Source organism: Sulfitobacter indolifex, from assembly GCF_022788655.1.
Lineage (GTDB): Bacteria > Pseudomonadota > Alphaproteobacteria > Rhodobacterales > Rhodobacteraceae > Sulfitobacter > Sulfitobacter indolifex.
The window spans coordinates 328,204-347,358 of record NZ_CP084951.1; the positions used below are offsets into that span (position 1 = coordinate 328,204).

A 19,155-nucleotide genomic window follows, 5' to 3' on the forward strand; every position below is an offset into this window, starting at 1 on the left:
TTTCGGAGCATCCATGCAGACCACATTCACCCCCGAACAGTTGCAGGATCCTGACACGCAGCGCAGCAACGACATCCTGCGGGCCTGCGTGCACTGCGGTTTTTGCACGGCGACTTGCCCGACCTATCAGGTCTTGGGCGATGAGTTGGACAGCCCGCGCGGGCGCATCTACCTGATCAAGGACATGCTGGAGAACGACCGCGACCCAGACCCAAAGACGGTCCTGCACATCGACCGCTGCCTATCCTGCCTTGCCTGTATGACGACCTGCCCGTCGGGGGTGCATTACATGCATCTGGTCGATCATGCGCGTAGCTACATCGAGGAGCGCTACAAGCGGCCCATGGGGGAACGCGCGCTGCGTTGGATGCTGGCGCGGATATTGCCCTATCCGACACGCTTTCGATTGGCGCTGTTGGGGGCAAAGATCGGTCGGCCCTTCGCGCGGCTGATGCCCGACGCCCGGCTGCGCGCCATGCTTGAGATGGCGCCAAAGACGATCCCCCCGGTCAGCCGCAATGACGATCCGCAGAGCTTCCCGGCCAATGGCAAACCGCTGCGCCGTGTCGCCCTGATGACCGGCTGCGCCCAAAAGGCGCTGAACACCGATATCAATGACGCCACGATCCGGCTGCTCACCCGTGCGGGGTGCGAGGTGGTGGTGGCCGAAGGCGCGGGCTGTTGTGGGGCGCTGACCCATCACATGGGCAAGACCGATGAAAGCCACGCCCATGCGGCGCGTAACATCCGCGCGTGGTGCGCCGAGATTGACGGCAAGGGGCTGGATGCAATCGTCATCAACACCTCGGGCTGCGGCACCACGGTAAAGGATTACGGCCATATGTTCCGCAATGATCCGCTGGCCGCGGATGCCGCCCGGGTCTCGGCCTTGGCGAAGGATGTGACTGAGCTGCTGGCGGATTTGGACCTGCCCTTCACCGCACCTGCGGAGCAAGGCATGGTCGTGGCCTATCACGCGGCTTGTTCACTGCAACACGGGCAGCAGATCAAGTCCACGCCGAAAATGCTGCTGAAACAGGCGGGGTTCACGGTGGTGGAACCAGCTGACAGCCACCTCTGCTGCGGCTCGGCAGGGACCTATAACCTTATGCAGCCAGAGATTTCGGCCAAGCTGAAAGAGCGCAAGATCAAGACGCTGGAGGCAAAGTCGCCGGATGTGATCGCGGCGGGCAACATCGGTTGCATGATGCAGATCGGCTCGGGCACCGGGGTGCCTGTGGTGCATAGCGTCGAACTGCTCGATTGGGCCTATGGTGGGCCGAAACCGCCCGCGCTGAGCCGCGACCCTGACGCGCCTGCGCAAGTGCCGCGTTTGCGTTAATCCTACGCCGTATTTTCGCCGCAACTCCCCTATATCTGCCAAAGTGAACATGGTTTTGAGGTGCATTTTGCGACAATTGTTGGCGGCTATTCTCGGCGTCTTCACCTTTGCCACGGCGGCAATGGCCCAAGACAGCGCGCTCAAAGCGCTCGACAACGGTGTCGACGCCGCCGCTTGGGAGGCTGTGGGCAGGTTGGACATCGGCGGCACCGGCTTTTGCACCGGCACGCTTATCGCGCCGCGATTGGTGCTGACCGCTGCGCATTGTCTTTTTGACCGCGAAACCAAGGCCCGGATCGACCATGGCGAGGTGCAGTTCCTTGCCGGTTGGCGCAATGGCCGCGCCGGGGCGTACCGCGATATCCGCCGCGCCGTCGTGCATCCCGACTACGTCTATGACGGTGAGGTTTCCTCGGGCCGGGTGCGCAATGATCTGGCGCTTTTGGAACTGTCGCGCCCCATCCGCAACACGACGATCCGCCCCTTCGGCACCGCCGCGCGTCCGCGCCCCGGCGACAGCGTGGGCGTGGTCAGCTACGCCCGCGACCGGGCAGAGGCGCCGTCCCTGCAAGAGGTCTGCAAGGTGCTGGCGCAGCAAGAGGGGGTTCTGGTGACGTCCTGTTCGGTTGATTTCGGCTCCAGCGGCGCGCCGATCTTTAGCATTGTCGCGGGCGAGGCGCATATCGTCTCGGTCGTGTCGGCCAAGGCTGAGGTCGAAGGCACGCAGGTTTCCCTTGGCACTGCCTTGGGCGCGCCCTTGGCGCTGCTGCAAGCCGAACTGGTGGCGGGCAAAGGTGTGTTTCTCGATTCCAACCCCGCAGGCAAACGCATCCGGGTCGGCGAAGAGCGCGGCACCGGGGCGAAATTCATCCGGCCCTAAATCTGCGAGCCCAAGACTTGAAAGCGCGCAGAACCCATCCCACATGAGCTTTGCCGAGGTGCCTCAATAGGGCTTCGGCGCTTGAAAAACCGGGTCTGTCCAATGGTGGAAGGCCCGATATGTCAATCGCTCTAAGATGAGGATGAACACATGCGTACCTTTGATTTCGCACCCCTTTACCGCTCCAGCGTTGGTTTCGACCAGATCGCCAATATGATGGACCGGGTTCTGACAAATGATGGGGCCACCCCCAGCTATCCCCCGTATAATATCGAAAAGCTTGATAACGATGCCTACCGCATCTCTATTGCCGTCGCCGGCTTCTCTGACAGCGACCTGAGCGTTGAAGTGCGTGAGAAGGCGCTGATCGTTTCGGCCCGTAAAGCGGATGAGGATGAGGCCAAATCCTATCTGCACCGTGGCATCGCCACCCGCGCCTTTGAGCGTCGCTTCCACTTGGCGGACCACGTTCAAGTGACCGGTGCGGCCCATGCCAACGGCATGCTGCATATCGAGCTTGAGCGTCAGGTGCCCGAAGCCCTGAAACCACGCCAGATTGCGATTTCTTCTGAGGTGAAGGCGATCGAAAAAGACGTGGTTGACGCCAAGTCCGTAAACTAAGCGCCGACCGATCCCGCGCGTTACGAAGGCCCGCTTTTGGCGGGCCTTTTTCGTTGGTGAGGGTGGCTACGGTTGGGAGGATATCTGCCGAGGGTCAGGCCAGAAAACGGCGGCTTTCTGCTGCGCAGCAAGAGAGACGAAACCATGGTTAAACTGCCGGGTTGAGTGGGGGACCGGGCAGGCGTGCCCGGGCAACAGCGTGCAACAATTCGCACGCGTAATGAAAGGAAGAACCATGACTAACTATGCAAATTCCCTACGCAAACTGACCCTGACCACAGCGGTGGCCGCACTTATGGCCGCGCCGGTTGCGGCACAAACCATGGATGCGGGCGTCGGCTCTGACGTGAGCGCGGATGTGGCAGGCACCGATGTCGACACGAGCGTCGGAACTGAAGCAGAGAGCGCCCTGTCGACCGACCAAACAATCGCGGCAGACGCTCAGACGGACGCTGACATCGCGTTTGATGGCAGCACCGTGGCTGTGGCTTCGGATGACACTGTGATCGGCACAATTTCCGACGCGGAACCGCAAGAAGACGGCTCGGTCCGTTATTCGATTGATCTGGCCGACGAGTTTGCTGCGGGCAGCGACCGTGCGGTCGTGCAGATTGACCAAGTTGTCGACGCGGATGGCCAGCTTGCTATCGGTATGACCGGCGAAGAATTTGCCGCAGCGCTGACCCAGCAGACCACTGCGGGCGGCGCGGCGCAGACCCAGACCAACTAAGACGGGTCACCCCGATAGGGCGTTTCTCTCCCCCGCCCGGAGGCCGGCAGCGTGAAAGCGCTGTCGGCTTTTTTGAGTGAGGTGCCCAGTGCCGTTACCTAACTCCCGGCTTGCAAGTGAAAGAAGGGCCGCGCGGGGTGATCCCCGGCGGCCCTAAATCGTTTCAGCTGGTCTTTAAGTTTTAGACCGAAAGGCAGACGTATTTCATCTCAAGATAGTCCTCGATCCCGTGGTGTGACCCTTCGCGGCCAAGGCCGGATTGCTTGACCCCGCCAAAGGGCGCAAGTTCGGTTGAGATGATGCCGGTGTTCACGCCGACGATGCCATATTCCAGCGCCTCGGCCACTTTGTAGACGCGGCTCAGATCCTTGGCATAGAAATAGGACGCGAGGCCAAAGATCGTGTCGTTGGCCATGGCGATCACGTCATCTACGCTATCAAATTTGAACAGCGGCGCGAGGGGGCCAAAGGTCTCTTCCTTGGCGACCTTCATGTCCTGCGTCACGCCTGTCACGATGGTCGGGCCAAAGAAGTTGCCGCCCATGTCGTCCTTGGCGTTGCCCAGAATGATCTCGGCCCCGTTGTCGACTGCGTCCTTGATGTGCTCACGCACTTTGTCGGAGGCTTCGGGGTTGATGAGCGGGCCAAGGTCTGTGCCTTCCTCAAGGCCGTCGCCGACCTTCATCTTGCTCACCCGGTCTTTCAGCTTGGCCGCGAATGCGTCATAGACGCCCGCCTGCACATAGATCCGGTTGGCGCAGACACAGGTCTGGCCGTTGTTGCGGAACTTGCACATGATGGCACCCTCGACCGCCGCATCGAGATCGGCGTCGTCAAAGACGATGAACGGCGCGTTGCCGCCCAGTTCCATGGAGCATTTCATCACCTGATCGGCGGCCTGCTTCAGCAGGATGCGCCCCACTTCGGTGGAGCCGGTGAAGGTCAGCTTGCGCACGGCGGGGTTCTCGCAGAACTCCTTGCCCACGGCAGACGACGACGACGACGGCAGCACGTTGAACACACCCGCCGGGATGCCCGCACGTTCGGCCAGCACGCCCATGACGATGGCCGACAGCGGGGTTTCTGCCGCTGGGCGCGCGACGAAGGAACAGCCTGCCGCCAGCGCCGGAGCCGCCTTGCGGGTGATCATCGCATTGGGGAAGTTCCACGGCGTGATCGAGGCTGCCACACCGATGGGCTGCTTCATCACCATGATGCGTTTGTCGCGCTGGTGGCCGGGGATCATCTCGCCGTAGATGCGCTTGGCCTCTTCGCCGAAGAATTCGATGAAGGACGCGCCATAGGCGATCTCGCCCTTGGCTTCGGCCAGCGGTTTGCCCTGTTCGGCGGTGAGGATGGTGCCCAGATCGTCTTGGTTCTCCATCATCAGGTCGAACCATTTGCGCATCACGGCGGCGCGTTCCTTGCCGGTCCAAGCGGCCCAGTCCTTCTGCGCTTTTTCAGCTTGGGCAATAGCGCCCGCAACCTGTGCGCGGCTGAGGTCAGCGACCTGCGCAATGACATCGCCCCGCGCGGGGTTGGTCACGTCGAATGTGCCGTCGTCGCCATCAACCCATTGGCCACCGATATAGGCGCGTGTTTCCAGCAGGCTGGGGTCTTTGAGTAGTGATTTCAGATCCGTCTTTGCATCAGTCATGTCATCTCTCCGCTATTCTCTCTAGCCTCCAAAGCAACAACAGGTATGATTGTCCAGTTCAGTTTGATCAAATCCGGGGTGGGAGACCCAAATGATGCTTGATGATGCCTACGCAAATGCCGCCTATATTGATGGAGCCGACGCTTTTCCGCCCCGCTGGGAAAAGGACGCAGAGGCATTTCGCGCCGCGCTTGGCGCGCGGGCGCAGTTGAATGTCCGCTACGGCCCCTCGGACCGGCAAAAGTTCGATCTGTTCCAGCCCGAAGGCGTGTCACGCGGCACGGCGGTCTTTGTGCATGGCGGCTATTGGAAGGCGTTCGACAAGAGCTATTGGTCGCATCTGGCCGCCGGACCTTTGGCGCGGGGCTATGCTGTGGCGATGCCGTCTTATGACCTTTGCCCCGATGTGCGCATCTCTGAAATCTCGACCCAAATCGCCGCCGCGCTGACCGAAGTGGCGAACCGGACGCAGGGCACAATCGTCCTGTCGGGCCATTCGGCGGGCGGGCATTTGGTGGCGCGGATGACCGACCCTTTGCTGCTCGGCGCTGACGTGCGCGACCGGATCACGCGGATCGTGCCGATCTCTCCAGTGGCCGACCTCGCGCCGCTGCTCGAGACTGAGATGAACAACACCCTGCGTCTGGATGAAGTAGAAGCCGCCGCCGAAAGCCCGATAAACATGACCCCGCCACATGGCGTCGATGTAACCGTTTGGGTTGGCGCGGAGGAGCGGCCCGCCTTCCTTGAACAAGCCGAGAGTTTCGCCCGTAGCTGGGGCGCGAAGCAGGTGGTGGCCGAGGGCAAGCATCATTTCGATGTGATCGACCCGCTGGCCGAAGCCGATAGCGACCTGACCAAGGCACTTTTGGGCAGCTAAATCGCTTGCGCCCCGACAAATGCCCTGCGCCAAGGCGTAAGGCATTTGCCGCAGTGCCGCAGAGGCACTATGTCGGGAGAGCAAAGGCCCCTGTTCGGCCGCGCGACGTAATTGAAAGGGCCGAAGATGAAAATCGTCAAATGGGTGTTCTGGGTGTTCATCTGGGTGCTGGTGGGGGCATTTTTCCACTATACCCTGCCGCAGACCGATATCGTGCGGGTCACGGACACCTATGAAAAGCGGATCGACTTCGGCAATAGCTCGATTTTCTGGGCGGGCTCTTCGACCGACAGCGCCGGGCAGGCGGTCAACCGCGATGTCTTTTTCATCCAGACCCGCCGCGCCAAGGGCGATGTCATGGTTTACCGTAACGAAGACACCGGCTGGGGCTGGCCGCCCTATTTTAAATTCGACACCGCCAACCTTCAGGCCGAGGCCGCGGATGCGCGCAGTACCACCGGCGCGCCGCAGTATTACGCGCTGAAACACTACGGCTGGCGCAGTGAGCTTTTGTCGATCTACCCCAATGCCATCTCGCTTCGCGCGGTTGATGGGCCGGACGCGGTCAAGGGCATTCCCTTTGTCACCATCATCGCACTGCTGCTTTTCGCGGCGTTGGTCTATGCGATCTGGGTACGTTGGCGGCGGTTCCGCCGGGCGCGATTAGACCCAAAGATCGAGGCGATCGAAGACGACATCGCCGCGCGGCGGGGCCGCTTTGCCCGTTGGCGCGCTGAGCGTCGCGCGCGGAAGTAACCTTTTAAGAACTGCAAGCGCTGAGCGGGGCAAGAAGTGCCCCGCATTCAGATAAACTCTGGTATTCCATCCTATATGGACATCATCCTCATCACGACGATCATCGCGTCGCTCTTTGTGGTCATCGGCTTGGCTGAGCCTTTGGCGGCGCGGTTGCGCCTGCCGTTCAGCGTGATCCTTGCGGTCGTGGGCATCCTTATCGGGGCCTCGGCGATCTTTTTGCTGCGTACGGACCTGACCGATGCACTGAACCCGATGGCCGCGGCCATTCTGGGGTTGCCGATCCGGTCGAACGTCTTCCTTTACGTCTTCCTGCCGACGCTGTTGTTCCAAGCGACCTTGGGGATGAACCTGCGGCGCATGGTCGATGACTGGGTGCCGATTTTGGTGCTGGCCGTGGTGGCGGTGGTGGTGGCCACGGTCAGCATCGGCTACGCGCTTTTCTGGGTCAGCGCGATCCCACTGGCGGCTTGCCTGCTGATCGGGGCAATTGTTTCAACCACTGACCCGTCGGCGGTGGTCTCGATCTTTCGCTCCATCTCGGCCCCGCGCCGGTTGGCGCGGATCATTGAGGGCGAAAGCCTGCTGAACGATGCCGCGGCCATCGCGCTTTTTGGCCTTTTCATGGGCTATGTGATGCTGGGTATCCCCGACCCGGAGTTGGGCAACGCCCTTGCCCAATTCCCGATGTTGATCGCAGGCGGGGCGCTGGTGGGGTGGCTGGGCGCGCGGATCGCGGTTTGGATCATGGCGCTTTTCGCGCGGCATGAACTGGCGCAGCAGTCGATCTCAGTCGCGCTGCCCTATCTGGCTTATATCGTGGCAGAGCAAAGCGTTGGTGCGTCTGGGGTGATCGCCGTGGTCGCGGCAGGGTTGACGCTGAACCTCACCGCGCCGGGACGGCTGCCACCGCAGGCGCTGACCAACCTGCGCGAGCTTTGGGATGTGTTGGCCCATTGGGCGGGGGCGCTCATCTTTATCCTTGCCGCTTTGCTGATCCCGCGTCTGCTGGAAGAAGTCCGGCTAGAGGACTTTTTCCTCATAGCCGTGGTTGTGGTGGCTGCGATTTTCGCCCGTGCGGTGATCCTTTTTGGGCTGCTGCCCTTGCTGACCGCGGCAAAGCTTTCTCCGCCAGTTGAGCGTCCCTACCGCGCGGCGATCCTTTGGGGCGGGCTGCGCGGCGCGGTCACGCTGGCGCTGGCGCTGGCGGTAACGGAAAGCGTGCGGGTGCCGGATGACATTCAGCGGATCGTGGGTATCTTGGCCACCGGGTTCACGCTGTTCACGCTGTTGGCACAAGGTACAACGTTGCGCTGGATCATTGGGCGCTTGGGGCTGGATCAGCTTTCACCCATCGACCACGCGCTGTCACGGCAGGTCATCGCCGTGGCCTTGCAGACTGTGCGTGAGGATGTGGCCCAAACGACCGAGAATTACGACCTCAACCGCGATATTGTCCGCTCTGAGGCCAAAAGGTTTGGCGAGCGGCTTGAGACGGCGGTGAAGACCGCAGAAGATGCGACCGATATCCTTGACCGAGACCGCATTGCGCTTGGGCTCATCGCGCTTGCCGGGCATGAGCGCGATACGATCCTTGCGCGGGTGCGTGAGCGAACGATTTCTGCGCGCATGGCTGATGTGGTGCTCTCGGACGCGGATCGGCTGATCGAAGGCGCGCGGACCCAAGGCCGCAGCGGATACCAACGCGCCGCGCGGCGCAGCGTGGCCTATGGGCGCACTTTTCGCGCGGCTGCGGTGCTGCACGGGCGCTATGGTGTCTCTGGCCCGCTGGCGCGGATGACGGCAGACCGGTTTGAAATGTTGCTGTCGCAAAGGTTGATTTTGCGCGACTTGGGGACATTCATCGACGGCCGCATTCGGCGTATTCACGGGCGCCGGGTGGCAGAACTGCTGCATGACCTGCTGGCGCGGCGCATCGAAGGGATTGAAACCGCGCTTGAAGGGCTGCGGCTGCAGTACCCCGGCTATGCCGAGGAATTGGAACGGCGTTTCATTCGTCGCACCGCGCTGCGTTTGGAAGAGCGCGAATACACCCTCATGCGCGAGGATGGCCTATTCGGGGCCGAGGTCTATACCGCGCTGATGCAGGAATTGGCGACGCAGCGCATGGCGGCGGAAGGGCGGCCAGGGCTTGATCTTGCGGTACGGCGCGGGGCGTTCATTGAGCAATTCCCTCTGTTTACCGATCTGGGCCAAGCAGCCCTTAAGCGGCTCAGCCGGTCGCTGAAAACCCGCTATGTTGATATTGGCGACGTGGTTCTGCACAAAGATAGTCCCGCGCGCAGTGTGTTTTTCATCGCGTCGGGTGCGGTTGAATTGGAGGTCGCGGGCCAGACGTGGCGGCTGGGCCGGGGCGAAATGTTCGGACAGATGGCCATCTTGACCAACCGGGTGCGCCGGGTGGATGTCCGCGCCATTGCGCCTACGACCCTCTTGGTATTGGACGAAGACCGCTTTCGCCGCCTGCTTGAGCGTAGCGCGGCGTTGCGAGAGGCCGTTCGGGCCAGCGCGGAGAAGCGGGGGATCGATCCGGTTGATCTGATCTCTGGCGACGGTGCGAGGTGAGTGTGTAGGGGGGAAGCCCTGGGACGGCAGTAGGGTCGCTGGCCAAGTGTTTGGAACATAGGCTGTGCAGCGGTATTTAAGAAAGGATGAATGGGGGAGGTGCGCGAACATTTGCGGTCGGTGCGGCCAGTTGGCCAGCCGCACCGTAAACGGGGGGATCAATCGTCGTTTGTGATCTCGCCGGTGCTGGCGTCAATCAGCAGCTCGCGTTCGCCGCTGGCATCGGTCAGTTCGACCTCATAGACCATGCGATCGTCCTCGTCATCGAGGGACAGTTCCTCAACTTGGGTGCCGTCTTGGCCTTCAATTTCGGCCAGTGCTTTCATCAGCACCGCGCGGGAATCGCCGGCAGCGCGCAATTCATCCTCTTTGAACAGACCGCTGAGAAAGCTGGTCAGCTGTTCTTCGGATTGCGAGAGCACCTCGCCGGTAGTGGCGTTCACGGTGATTTCATAGACGGCTTCGCCACGGACAAGATCGATCTCATAGACCAGCGCGTCGCCTTCGGTTTCGATTTCAGCCTCTAGCACACCGCCGTCGATGCTGGCCTGCGCGGCCTTGATGGCCTGGGACATGCTGATCCGGTCTGTCTGCGGGGCAGTTTCTTGGGCAAACAGGGCCGCTGGGGCAAGGAAAAGCGTTGTGGCGATGGCGGTAAATTTATGTGGCATGGGTGACCTCTTGAATAGTGATGTCGTTCTGCCGGCCCGCTGATGGGCTGCGGTAACGGCGTTCCCGGCCCAACGCGTGGCGGTCGAGGCTGTTCCATGAGGTGAGAGCGGTGGCGTCAATCGGCGAAAAGGTTGTCAGTCTGGGCTATCGCGCGGGCTTTGTCGTCGCTGACGGTGAGGAACCGCGCCAGTGCTGCGGTATTTGTCTCTGTATCAGCGTATTCAGACAGGTATGTGTAGTTCTGGAATTGTGCATCGCGGATTAGGTCGACCTCATGCAGCATATCGGCTCGGATCGTTGGCAGCAGGCGCGAGAGGGTTTCTTGGGAAGTTTGGTCTCCGGCCAGCCCGATGCGCATGGCGTGACCGGTCAGATAGGTATCCGTTAGGCTACACTCGATCTCAAGCATGCGCACTTGGGCGCGGTCTGAGGCGAAATCATTCAGCAGGTCGAGATTGGATGTATCCATACAGACGATTAGCCGCGCGCTGTCGTAATAATCATAGAGCATCCGCATCAGCGCGCGCCGGTGCCGGGTGCGTTTTTCAAGCGTGGTTTGGATGCCGCCGAGATCCGGCAGGGGTGTGTCTTCCTCGCTAAACAGAAAGTCGATTGCGGGCAGGTTGGTTACCTGCCGCATCCGTTCCAAGACCCGTTTGGCCACATGCCATTTCTTGGCGATGACGATCAGCAGTTCCCGCTCGCGGCCAAGGCTGGCTTCGGTCTCCCAAAAACGGGTGGCAAAGCGGCGGCCAATGCGGCCCCGCGCGGTAAGGAACTTGAACAGGCTGCCGCCTTCGTTGCTGATCTGAAACTGCACGCCCCGCGCTGAATAGAGCAGGCCGAGACGGCGTTTGAGGTCCAGCGCCTCGGGGCTAATCTTGCGCGCGAAGAGGTAATCTTGGCTTAGCAGCAGGTCGTAGTGATCATTGTAAAAAGTAACCGGCATGCCGTAGTCGGTGAACAGCAGGAAGGTCAGGCTGCGGTTGGAGATTTCCCCCTCGGGGACGAGGTGGCGCACGAGGGTCTGAAAGAACGTTTCATCCGGGATCCAAGTGCTGCGGAAAAAGCGCATCACATCGCGGCGCTTGCGGGTGAATGTGATCAGCGCCTCGACCGTGCGGCGGCGCAGGCACCACCATTGGCTGCCGATTTGCACCTGTAGGTCGGCGGGGATCTTGCGCGTAAGGCCGAGGCGTTTTTGAACGTCGAACATCGCATAAAATCGCTTGCGCTGCGTGCGTTCGTTGAACCAATGGCGGTAGATCAGCCGCTCTTCTTTCCAGCCGGTTTTGATCCAGTCGCTTTCGAAAAAATCCACGCTTTCGATGAAGTCGGTGTCGTTATCATCAAGAAACTGATGCGCGTATTCTGCCGATTTGATTGCCATGCAATCGCCGGACATCAGGTAGAAATGCGTGGCGCGGGGAAAGCTTTCCATTGCGGCGTTGAGCGTATCGATCGTGGCCTGCACCAAAGACCATTCGCCCCAGCCGCAGCGGATAAGTTTGCGCGGGAAGGTGATGTTGGGATTGCCTTCCAAGGCGGCAGTGATCTGCGCATAATCGGCGGCACTGGCTGAGGCGTCAAAATGGATCGCCATGTAATCGCCGACTGCCGTCAGCCGTTCGGCCTGCCGGATGACGGCATCCGGATCCTTGTGGCACAACAAGATATAGGCAATTTTCGCCATGCAGGATACCGAATGTCCCTTGTCGTGGCCCGCTACCTCTGGCCCTTTACCGTGGATTGTTTACCTAGTTAATCGTGAAGACTGATTGAATAAACAGCATTTCTTTGCTTTTTTACGGCAAGGCCAAACTGTTGCTCAAAACAGTCAGCGTCAGCAGGAGGCAGGACGAGCATGGGTTTTCCCGGAACGTGGATGACGGAAAGTGAAAGCATGGTGTACCGCGTGGTGCCCAAATGCGCTTGTTCGACCATTGGCCAGATCATGTATTATTCCGATCACGGCGCATTCTTTGATGGGGACATTCATGATGCGAAATCGGGCATCCACAAATGGGCGTTGGATGCATCGCAAGGGCCGATCACCGAGAATGTGACGGCGCGCAAATCTTATGCTTTTACCTGTGTGCGCAACCCATACACGCGGATCCTGTCGTCCTTCTTTGACAAGATCTGCGGCATTCAGCGCAACGGGCGGCGGTATCGGGGGAACATGGTGCCGCTGTTGGTGCAGAAATACGGGATCGATGTGGGCGGCGATGATGGCAAGCAGGAGTTTGACCAGATTGCCAGCTTCCGGCGCTTCTTGCTCTTTGCGCGCGATACCATTCGTTGGCGGCGGCCGATGGATCCGGACATTCACTGGTCTGCGGTGTCGGGCCATGTCAGCACCTTCATTATCAATGGCGGCACCTACGACAATATCTTTTGGACCGAGCAGTTTAACGATGGCATGCAACAAGTGCTCGACGCGGTAGAGACGCCGCATAAGGTTGATCTGGCGGCGATCCCTCGGTTCAACGAAAGCGAAGGCCATGGGCCTAAGCGGGCGCATCCGGTTGAGGATTACTTTGACGATCTGTCGATGCATCTGATGCGCGAGATCTACAAACGCGACTTTGATCTGTTCAAATATGACTTCGACAATCCCGGCAATAAGCTGCCCGTGGGAGAGATTGATCTGGATGAGGTGCACGCCAAACTAGGTGACTGAGCGGCTGCATCTTGCACCGGGGCGGGTCGCGCTCTACATGCTTTGGCATGTCACAGGTCAAAACCAGCTCCAAATCCGATCCGAATTACAAGGTGATCGCCGAAAACCGCCGCGCGCGGTTTGATTACGCTATCGAAGAAGACATCGAATGCGGCATCATCCTTGAAGGGTCCGAGGTGAAATCTCTGCGCGAAGGCGGGGCGAATATCGCCGAGAGCTATGCCGCCGTGGAGGATGGCGAGCTGTGGCTGGTGAACTCCTATGTAGCACCCTACCGGCAGGCGAAGACCTTCCAGCATGAGGAACGCCGCCGCCGCAAGTTGCTGATCAGCCGCAAGCAACTGGCCGATCTGTGGAACGCCACGCAGCGCAAGGGCATGACGCTCGTGCCTTTGGTGATGTATTTCAACCATCGTGGCATGGCCAAGATCAAGATCGGTGTCGCTAAGGGTAAGAAGCTGCATGACAAGCGCGAAACGGCGGCCAAGCGCGACTGGTCGCGGCAGAAGCAGCGGTTGTTGAAAGACCACGGGTAAGAAGCACGCCCTAGCCCGGAATCAAGCCGCAGGCGCCGGGCCATCGCCTGCCCCTCTCCGGGGTAGGCGATTTGGTGAGGCTGGGTGCTCCTTCGCAAGCACACATCAAACCTGAACTATAAAGTGGCATGAATACCCCATAGCATTGCCAACCCAGGGGCAGGCAACGCCTCTCACCAGCCCCCTTCCACTTGCCAGCACCCCCTACCGGTTATAGTCAGAGGCAACGCCCGCGACGAAGGAGGCCCCAATGGCCGACGATCCCAAGACATTGGTTTCAACCGACTGGTTGGCTCAGCACCTGAAAGACCCCGATCTGCGCATCCTTGATGCCTCGTGGTATCTGCCCGACGCCGGGCGTGATCCGAAGGCCGAGTATGACGCCGCCCATATTCCCGGCGCGCGGTTCTTTGACATTGATGACATCTCTGACGCGCGGTCGGACCTGCCGCATATGGCCCCCCCGATCGAGAAATTCATGTCGCGCCTGCGCGCCATGGGCGTGGGCGATGGGCATCAGGTGGTGGTCTATGACGGTGCCGGGCTGATGTCGGCGGCGCGTGTCTGGTGGCTCTTCCGCCTGATGGGGCAGGAGAACGTCGCCGTGCTGGATGGTGGTTTGCCGAAGTGGCAGGCCGAGGATCGCCCGACCGAGGATATGCCGCCCGTGCCGCGTGACCGCCATATGACCGTGCGCTTCCAGAACCAGATGGTCCGCGATGTCACCCAAGTGGCCCATGCCTCGAAACTTGGCGATCCGCAGATCGTCGACGCCCGCGCCGCTGCCCGGTTCCGTGGTGACGCGCCCGAGCCGCGTGCGGGGTTGCGTGCGGGGCATATTCCCGGCGCGCGCAATGTGCCCTTCACCGAGCTGCTGAACGACGACAAAACGATGAAGACCCCCGAGCAGACCCGCGCCATCTTTGAGGCCGCAGGCATTAACCTGTCCAAACCCGTCATCACCTCCTGCGGGTCGGGCATCACTGCCGCCGTACTGGCGCTGGCGCTGGAGCGGACGGGGCATCGCAAATGGTCGCTTTATGATGGCTCATGGGCGGAATGGGGCATGTTCCCCACCGTGCCCGTCGCCACTGGCGCGGCTTAACCTTTTTCTGATCACATTCAACCGGAGAACCCCATGTTCGAGACGCTCAAGGCGCAGCCCGCTGACAAGATCCTCGCCCTTGTACAGGCCTACCGCGAAGACCCGCGTGACACGAAGATCGACCTTGGTGTCGGTGTCTATAAAGACGCCAGCGGCAACACCCCGATCATGCGCGCCGTGAAAGCCGCCGAGCAGAGCATCTGGGAAAGCCAAGACACGAAGGTTTACACCGGGCTGGCCGGCGATCCGGCCTATGCCGATGCGATGGCTGCGCTGGTGTTGGGCGATGCCGTGCCCCGCGGTGCAGTCGCGGCGGCTGCCACCCCCGGCGGCACGGGCGCTGTGCGTCAGGCCTTTGAACTGGTGCGCATGGCGAACCCGCAGGCGCGGGTGTTTGTCTCTGACCCGACATGGCCGAACCACCTGTCGATCCTGTCCTATCTGGGCATGGAAGTGGTGAACTACCGCTATTTTGACAGTGAAACCGGCGGCGTGAATTTTGACGGGCTGATCGAAGACCTCAAGACCGCCAAAAAGGGCGATGTGGTGCTGCTGCACGGTTGCTGCCACAACCCGACAGGCGCGAACCTCAACAGCAGTGAATGGGACGCGGTGATCGAAGTGCTGCAAAGCACCGGTGCCGTCCCGATGATCGACATCGCCTATCAGGGCTTTGGCGATGGGTTGGAAGCCGATGCCGCCGCGACCCGCAAAGTGGCCTCCTCGGTGCCGGAATGCCTGATCGCGGCCAGCTGCTCCAAGAACTTTGGCATCTACCGCGAGCGGACCGGCATCCTGATGATGGTCGCCTCGGAAGCCGCACAGGGGCTGAACCAAGCCACGCTGGCCTTCCTCAACCGTCAGAACTACAGCTTCCCGCCCGATCATGGCGCGCGGATCGTGTCGACTATTCTGACCGATGCTGAGCTCAAAGCCGATTGGATGGCCGAGCTTGAAGACGTGCGTAACACCATGCTGGCCCTGCGCGAACAACTGGCTGGTGAGTTGCAGCGCCTGTCTGGGTCGGACCGTTTTGGCTTTCTCGCCCAGCACCGCGGCATGTTCTCGCGCCTTGGCACCACGCCGGACAAAGTAGAGGCGCTGCGTGAAAAGCATGGCATCTATATGGTGGGCGACAGCCGCATGAACATCGCAGGGTTGAACCAGAACAGCGTGCCAATTCTGGCCCGTGCGATCATTGACGTAGGCATCTAACGCCTGTTCGGGCCGCGCCTGTCGCGGCCCGATCTCTCCTGACATCCTCGATTGTTCCGGAGAGTGATACGCTATGCCCCGGTTATGTCTCGATTAAATCAAATCTTGGCCGGAATGGCCTGTTTGGTTACCCTAAACGAAAACTTAGGGTCAGGCAGATTTTAGAATCAATTTTTCAGTGCATTCGATTGGATGTAGCCTCGCCGGCCATACAGCTGGTGATTGTGACAGCCACGCTCGTCACCGGGTTGGGCGTTTGGGTGCGTGGGCATAGCAGCCTGCCCGGCAAACATTGGTTCCTTTCGGCCATTGTTGCCATGGACCTTTGGCTGCTTTCGGTCGGGATCGAACTCTCTGCCCCTTCAGCCACCTGCGCCTTTGCGATCAGCCGATGGTCTTGGATCGGCTTTGTCCTGCTGCCGACCTTCTGGGCTTTCTTTCTGTACGAATACGCGCTTGGGGCCAAAGTGCCACGCTGGCTGGTGCCTCTGGGTGTTGTTATAGCGCCTGCGTTAATCACATCCGCCGCGGTGACGACGGACTGGCACCAGAAATTTTACGGACCAGAGACCAAATGGTTAACCGGGGAGGATGGCTCTTTCGTCCTGTCAGACCATGGTCCGCTGTTCTTTGTGGCGATCACATATCTCTATATGGTGATCATGGCGGCAGCGGTTGTAGCAGGGAGCGCAGTTCGGACGGCCAACCCCGCGGTGCGCAGTTTCTTTCACAAGCTTTTTGCAGCGACGCTCATTCCGATGGTCGCCAATCTGGCCTATATTCTGGGTGGGTTTACGCTTTTTGACACCGACCCCACGCCATTCTCCTTTGCCCTGTCACTGACGCTTGTGGTTTGGCTGGTGGCCGACAATCGCTGGATCGATGTCAGCGCAATCGCGCGGGAGCTATTGTTTTACAACAGCACCGACCCCGTCTTTGTAATTGACCCAGCGGGGGCGGCGATTGAAACGAACCCCGCGGCGGCAGAGTTGCTGCGCAAAGAGGCGGAGCCTGTCCCGCTCCTGCGCGATTTTGGAGAGTTGGGTCCCATTGTACGCTACCTCGCGGCACGGGGATGCCTGCCGGATGTGACCGACATTCAGCTGGGCCGCCGCCATTTTGCGGTTCGCGCTCATGCGATTTCATTGGGTGAGGGGCAAAAACAGGTTGGCTGGGCAGTCGCGCTTTTGGATGTGACCGTGCAGAAAATCGCCGCACAAAAAGCGATCGCTGCCGAGCAGATGCAGGCGCAATTCCTTGCCACGGTTAGCCACGAACTGCGGACCCCGCTGACGGTGATCAATGGGGCTCTTGGCCTGTTGTCTCAAGGCGGGACAAAGGTAAACGACGCGCAAAAAGCCCGCCTGATTGGGCGGGCGACCAGCAGCTCTGACACGCTAACGAAACTTGTGAATGATCTGATTGATACCCAAAGCCTGAGCAGCGCGCAGTTCAGCATGGCGCTGGAACCTTGCGCCCTTGGCCCCATGGTGCAAAGTGCGGTGGCGCGCGCCGAAAGCCTGCAGCCCGACAAATGTATCCGCTTTTCCTGCGACCTCCCTGAGGTTGCACTTGTTGTGCAAGCGGATGCCGAGCGGATGGCCCAGGCTTTGGACAATGTGCTTTCTAACGCTGTGAAGTTCTCTTTGCCGGGTGGGCTGGTCGAGATCAGTTTGCAGCAGCACAAGGCCATGGCGGAAGTGACTGTAACCGATAGCGGCTGTGGCATCCCACCGGGAGCTGAGGATCAAGTTTTCGCGCCCTTTTCGCAGATCGATAGCTCCGACACAAAAACCGCCTATGGCAGTGGGCTGGGCCTGCATATCACCCGGCAAATCTTGGACCGTCACAGCGGCCATGTCCGCTATGTCAGCGCGCCGGGTGTCGGCACGACTTTCACGATTGCGTTGCCATTAGCCCCCTAACGCAGACCGCCCGGCCATTTCGGGCCGGGCGGTGTTATGTCTTACGTTTGGCGCGGGCGTCTTAGCCTTTGGCAAACTCGGGGTAGGCTTCCATCCCCAGCTCCGACATATCCAGCCCGGTGATCTCGGCTTCTTCGCTGACGCGGATGCCTGAGACGGCTTTGATGATCATCCAGACGACAAGGCTGACCACGAAGACGAAGATGCCCACTGCGGCAAAGCCGGTGATCTGTGTGACGAAGGATGTGCCTTCGGTGTAGACCGGCACAACCAGTGTGCCCCAGAAGCCAGCGATCAGGTGAACCGGGATCGCACCGACCACGTCATCGATCTTGAACTTGTCGAGCATCGGCACGGTCAGTACCACGATGACACCGCCCACAGCACCGATCCAAAGCGCGCCGAACAACGTCGGGTCAAGCGGCCCCGCGGTGATTGAGACAAGACCCGCCAGCGCGCCGTTGAGCACCATGGTCAGGTCGACCTTTTTATAAAGCACCTGAGTCAGGATCAGCGCGGCAACAGCGCCGGCTGCGGCAGCCATGTTGGTGTTGGCAAAGATCTGCGCCACGGCGTCCACGTCTTCGATGGTGCCCATGGCAAGCTGTGAGGCACCGTTAAAGCCGAACCAGCCCATCCACAGGATGAACGTACCCAGAGTGGCAAGCGCAAGGTTGGAGCCCGGCATTGGCACAACGCGGCCATCCTTGGCGTATTTGCCCAAACGTGGCCCCAGTACGATGGCCCCGGCGAGGGCGGCAAAACCACCAGCGGCGTGCACGAGGGTCGAACCGGCGAAGTCGCTAAAGCCCATCGCGGAAAGGAAACCGCCGCCCCACTGCCAGGATGCTTCCATCGGGTAGATGAAGCCTGTGAGGACGACCACGAAGATCAGGAAGGGCCAGAGTTTGATCCGCTCGGCCAGCGCGCCCGAGACGATAGAGGCGGTGGTGGCGCAGAACATCAACTGAAAGAAGAAGTCGGAAGCGTTGGAATAGCCGCCTGCGTCGATCTCGGTTTTGATGTCTTTGGTTGCGAATGTGCCAAAGATGCCCTCAATGATCCAGTTGCCCTCACCGGGATACATGATGTTGTAACCGACCAGCCAATACATAACCGCCGCGATGGCAAAGAGGCCCATGTTCTTGGTCAGCTGCGTTGTGACGTTCTTGGAGCGGACAAGCCCGGCCTCTAGCATGGCGAAACCTGCCGCCATCCAAAAGACGAGGAAGCCGCCGATCAGGAAGAGGAGCGTGTTAAAGATGAAGGTCGTATCCGCCAGCGTCGCGTATTCTGCGTCCTGTGCCAGCGCCAGCCCGGGCAGAGCGCTGACCGCCGCTGCGAGGGGAAGTATTAAGATGGGTTTCATATGGTCGTTTCCTGTCTGCGGGTCCGAATGCGTGCTTACCGAAGTGGGCGGTTGCCCGTGCAGCATGAGAAAACGAGGAATCAGGCGCTCTTGGACAGGTTTGCTTGCCAAATTTGCGCCAATCATTGGCATCGTCGCTTAAAAAGCGGGCGCCGGTTGGAATCTGCTTATAAATTAATCAGACATTTGACGCCGATT

At 60.3% G+C, this 19,155-nt stretch carries 16 protein-coding genes; 12 read left to right on the forward strand and 4 right to left on the reverse strand.

The features are described 5' to 3' along the window. Positions 1-13: 13 nt before the first annotated feature. The 4 genes from glcF to DSM14862_RS01580 all read left to right on the forward strand — a co-directional run bounded on the left by glcF (position 14) and on the right by DSM14862_RS01580 (position 3,573). Positions 14-1,342 (forward strand): glycolate oxidase subunit GlcF, encoded by a 1,329-nt coding sequence (glcF, locus tag DSM14862_RS01565; RefSeq protein WP_007118648.1) that lies wholly within the window; start codon positions 14-16, stop codon positions 1,340-1,342. 49 nt (positions 1,343-1,391) lie between these two features. Further along, entirely contained in the window at positions 1,392-2,222 is an 831-nt protein-coding gene (locus DSM14862_RS01570; protein WP_050770333.1) for a trypsin-like serine peptidase, read from the forward strand. A 150-nt stretch (positions 2,223-2,372) separates the two neighbouring features. Beyond that, entirely contained in the window at positions 2,373-2,843 is a 471-nt protein-coding gene (locus DSM14862_RS01575; RefSeq protein ID WP_007118650.1) for an Hsp20 family protein, read from the forward strand. Positions 2,844-3,078: 235 nt separating this feature from the next. After that, positions 3,079-3,573 (forward strand): hypothetical protein, encoded by a 495-nt coding sequence (locus tag DSM14862_RS01580; protein WP_007118651.1) that lies wholly within the window; start codon positions 3,079-3,081, stop codon positions 3,571-3,573. A 181-nt stretch (positions 3,574-3,754) separates the two neighbouring features. On the opposite strand, the gene DSM14862_RS01585 is transcribed toward DSM14862_RS01580, so the two are convergent. Then, positions 3,755-5,230, reverse strand: a complete 1,476-nt coding sequence (locus DSM14862_RS01585; RefSeq protein ID WP_007118652.1) for an NAD-dependent succinate-semialdehyde dehydrogenase — start codon at positions 5,228-5,230, stop codon at positions 3,755-3,757. Positions 5,231-5,321: 91 nt separating this feature from the next. Between DSM14862_RS01585 and DSM14862_RS01590 the strand changes: the two genes are divergently transcribed. The 3 genes from DSM14862_RS01590 to DSM14862_RS01600 all read left to right on the forward strand — a co-directional run bounded on the left by DSM14862_RS01590 (position 5,322) and on the right by DSM14862_RS01600 (position 9,452). Then, positions 5,322-6,110 carry an alpha/beta hydrolase gene (locus DSM14862_RS01590; protein WP_007118653.1) on the forward strand — a complete coding sequence of 263 codons (789 nt, stop codon included), beginning with the start codon at positions 5,322-5,324 and terminating at the stop codon, positions 6,108-6,110. A 126-nt stretch (positions 6,111-6,236) separates the two neighbouring features. After that, positions 6,237-6,866: a DUF1523 family protein gene (locus tag DSM14862_RS01595; protein WP_007118654.1), complete on the forward strand. Its 630-nt coding sequence runs from the start codon at positions 6,237-6,239 to the stop codon at positions 6,864-6,866. Positions 6,867-6,941: 75 nt separating this feature from the next. After that, positions 6,942-9,452, forward strand: coding sequence for a cation:proton antiporter (locus DSM14862_RS01600; protein WP_007118655.1), 2,511 nt, complete (start codon positions 6,942-6,944; stop codon positions 9,450-9,452). A gap of 158 nt (positions 9,453-9,610) precedes the next feature. Here DSM14862_RS01600 and DSM14862_RS01605 read toward each other — a convergent pair whose 3' ends face one another. Together DSM14862_RS01605 and DSM14862_RS01610 are read right to left on the reverse strand one after the other, a co-directional pair. After that, on the reverse strand, positions 9,611-10,123 hold the full coding sequence (locus tag DSM14862_RS01605; protein ID WP_007118656.1) for a PepSY domain-containing protein: 513 nt from the start codon (positions 10,121-10,123) through the stop codon (positions 9,611-9,613). A gap of 116 nt (positions 10,124-10,239) precedes the next feature. Further along, a complete protein-coding gene (locus DSM14862_RS01610; protein WP_007118657.1) occupies positions 10,240-11,817 on the reverse strand; it encodes a DUF5928 domain-containing protein in 1,578 nt (525 codons plus the stop codon). Positions 11,818-11,988: 171 nt separating this feature from the next. Between DSM14862_RS01610 and DSM14862_RS01615 the strand changes: the two genes are divergently transcribed. The 5 genes from DSM14862_RS01615 (at position 11,989) to DSM14862_RS01635 (ending at position 17,588) form a co-directional block, all read left to right on the forward strand. Then, positions 11,989-12,807, forward strand: coding sequence for a sulfotransferase family protein (locus tag DSM14862_RS01615; RefSeq protein ID WP_007118658.1), 819 nt, complete (start codon positions 11,989-11,991; stop codon positions 12,805-12,807). A gap of 47 nt (positions 12,808-12,854) precedes the next feature. After that, on the forward strand, positions 12,855-13,343 hold the full coding sequence (smpB, locus tag DSM14862_RS01620) for an SsrA-binding protein SmpB (RefSeq protein WP_007118659.1): 489 nt from the start codon (positions 12,855-12,857) through the stop codon (positions 13,341-13,343). 250 nt (positions 13,344-13,593) lie between these two features. Beyond that, positions 13,594-14,448: a 3-mercaptopyruvate sulfurtransferase gene (gene sseA / locus DSM14862_RS01625; protein ID WP_007118660.1), complete on the forward strand. Its 855-nt coding sequence runs from the start codon at positions 13,594-13,596 to the stop codon at positions 14,446-14,448. A gap of 33 nt (positions 14,449-14,481) precedes the next feature. After that, complete coding sequence (locus DSM14862_RS01630; protein ID WP_007118661.1) at positions 14,482-15,663, forward strand: amino acid aminotransferase; 1,182 nt, start codon at positions 14,482-14,484, stop codon at positions 15,661-15,663. Positions 15,664-15,887: 224 nt separating this feature from the next. Next, a complete protein-coding gene (locus DSM14862_RS01635; protein WP_131541664.1) occupies positions 15,888-17,588 on the forward strand; it encodes a histidine kinase N-terminal 7TM domain-containing protein in 1,701 nt (566 codons plus the stop codon). 61 nt (positions 17,589-17,649) lie between these two features. Here the strand turns inward: DSM14862_RS01635 and DSM14862_RS01640 are convergent, their stop codons facing one another. Continuing rightward, entirely contained in the window at positions 17,650-18,957 is a 1,308-nt protein-coding gene (locus DSM14862_RS01640; protein WP_040700813.1) for an ammonium transporter, read from the reverse strand. Positions 18,958-19,155 lie beyond the last annotated feature (198 nt).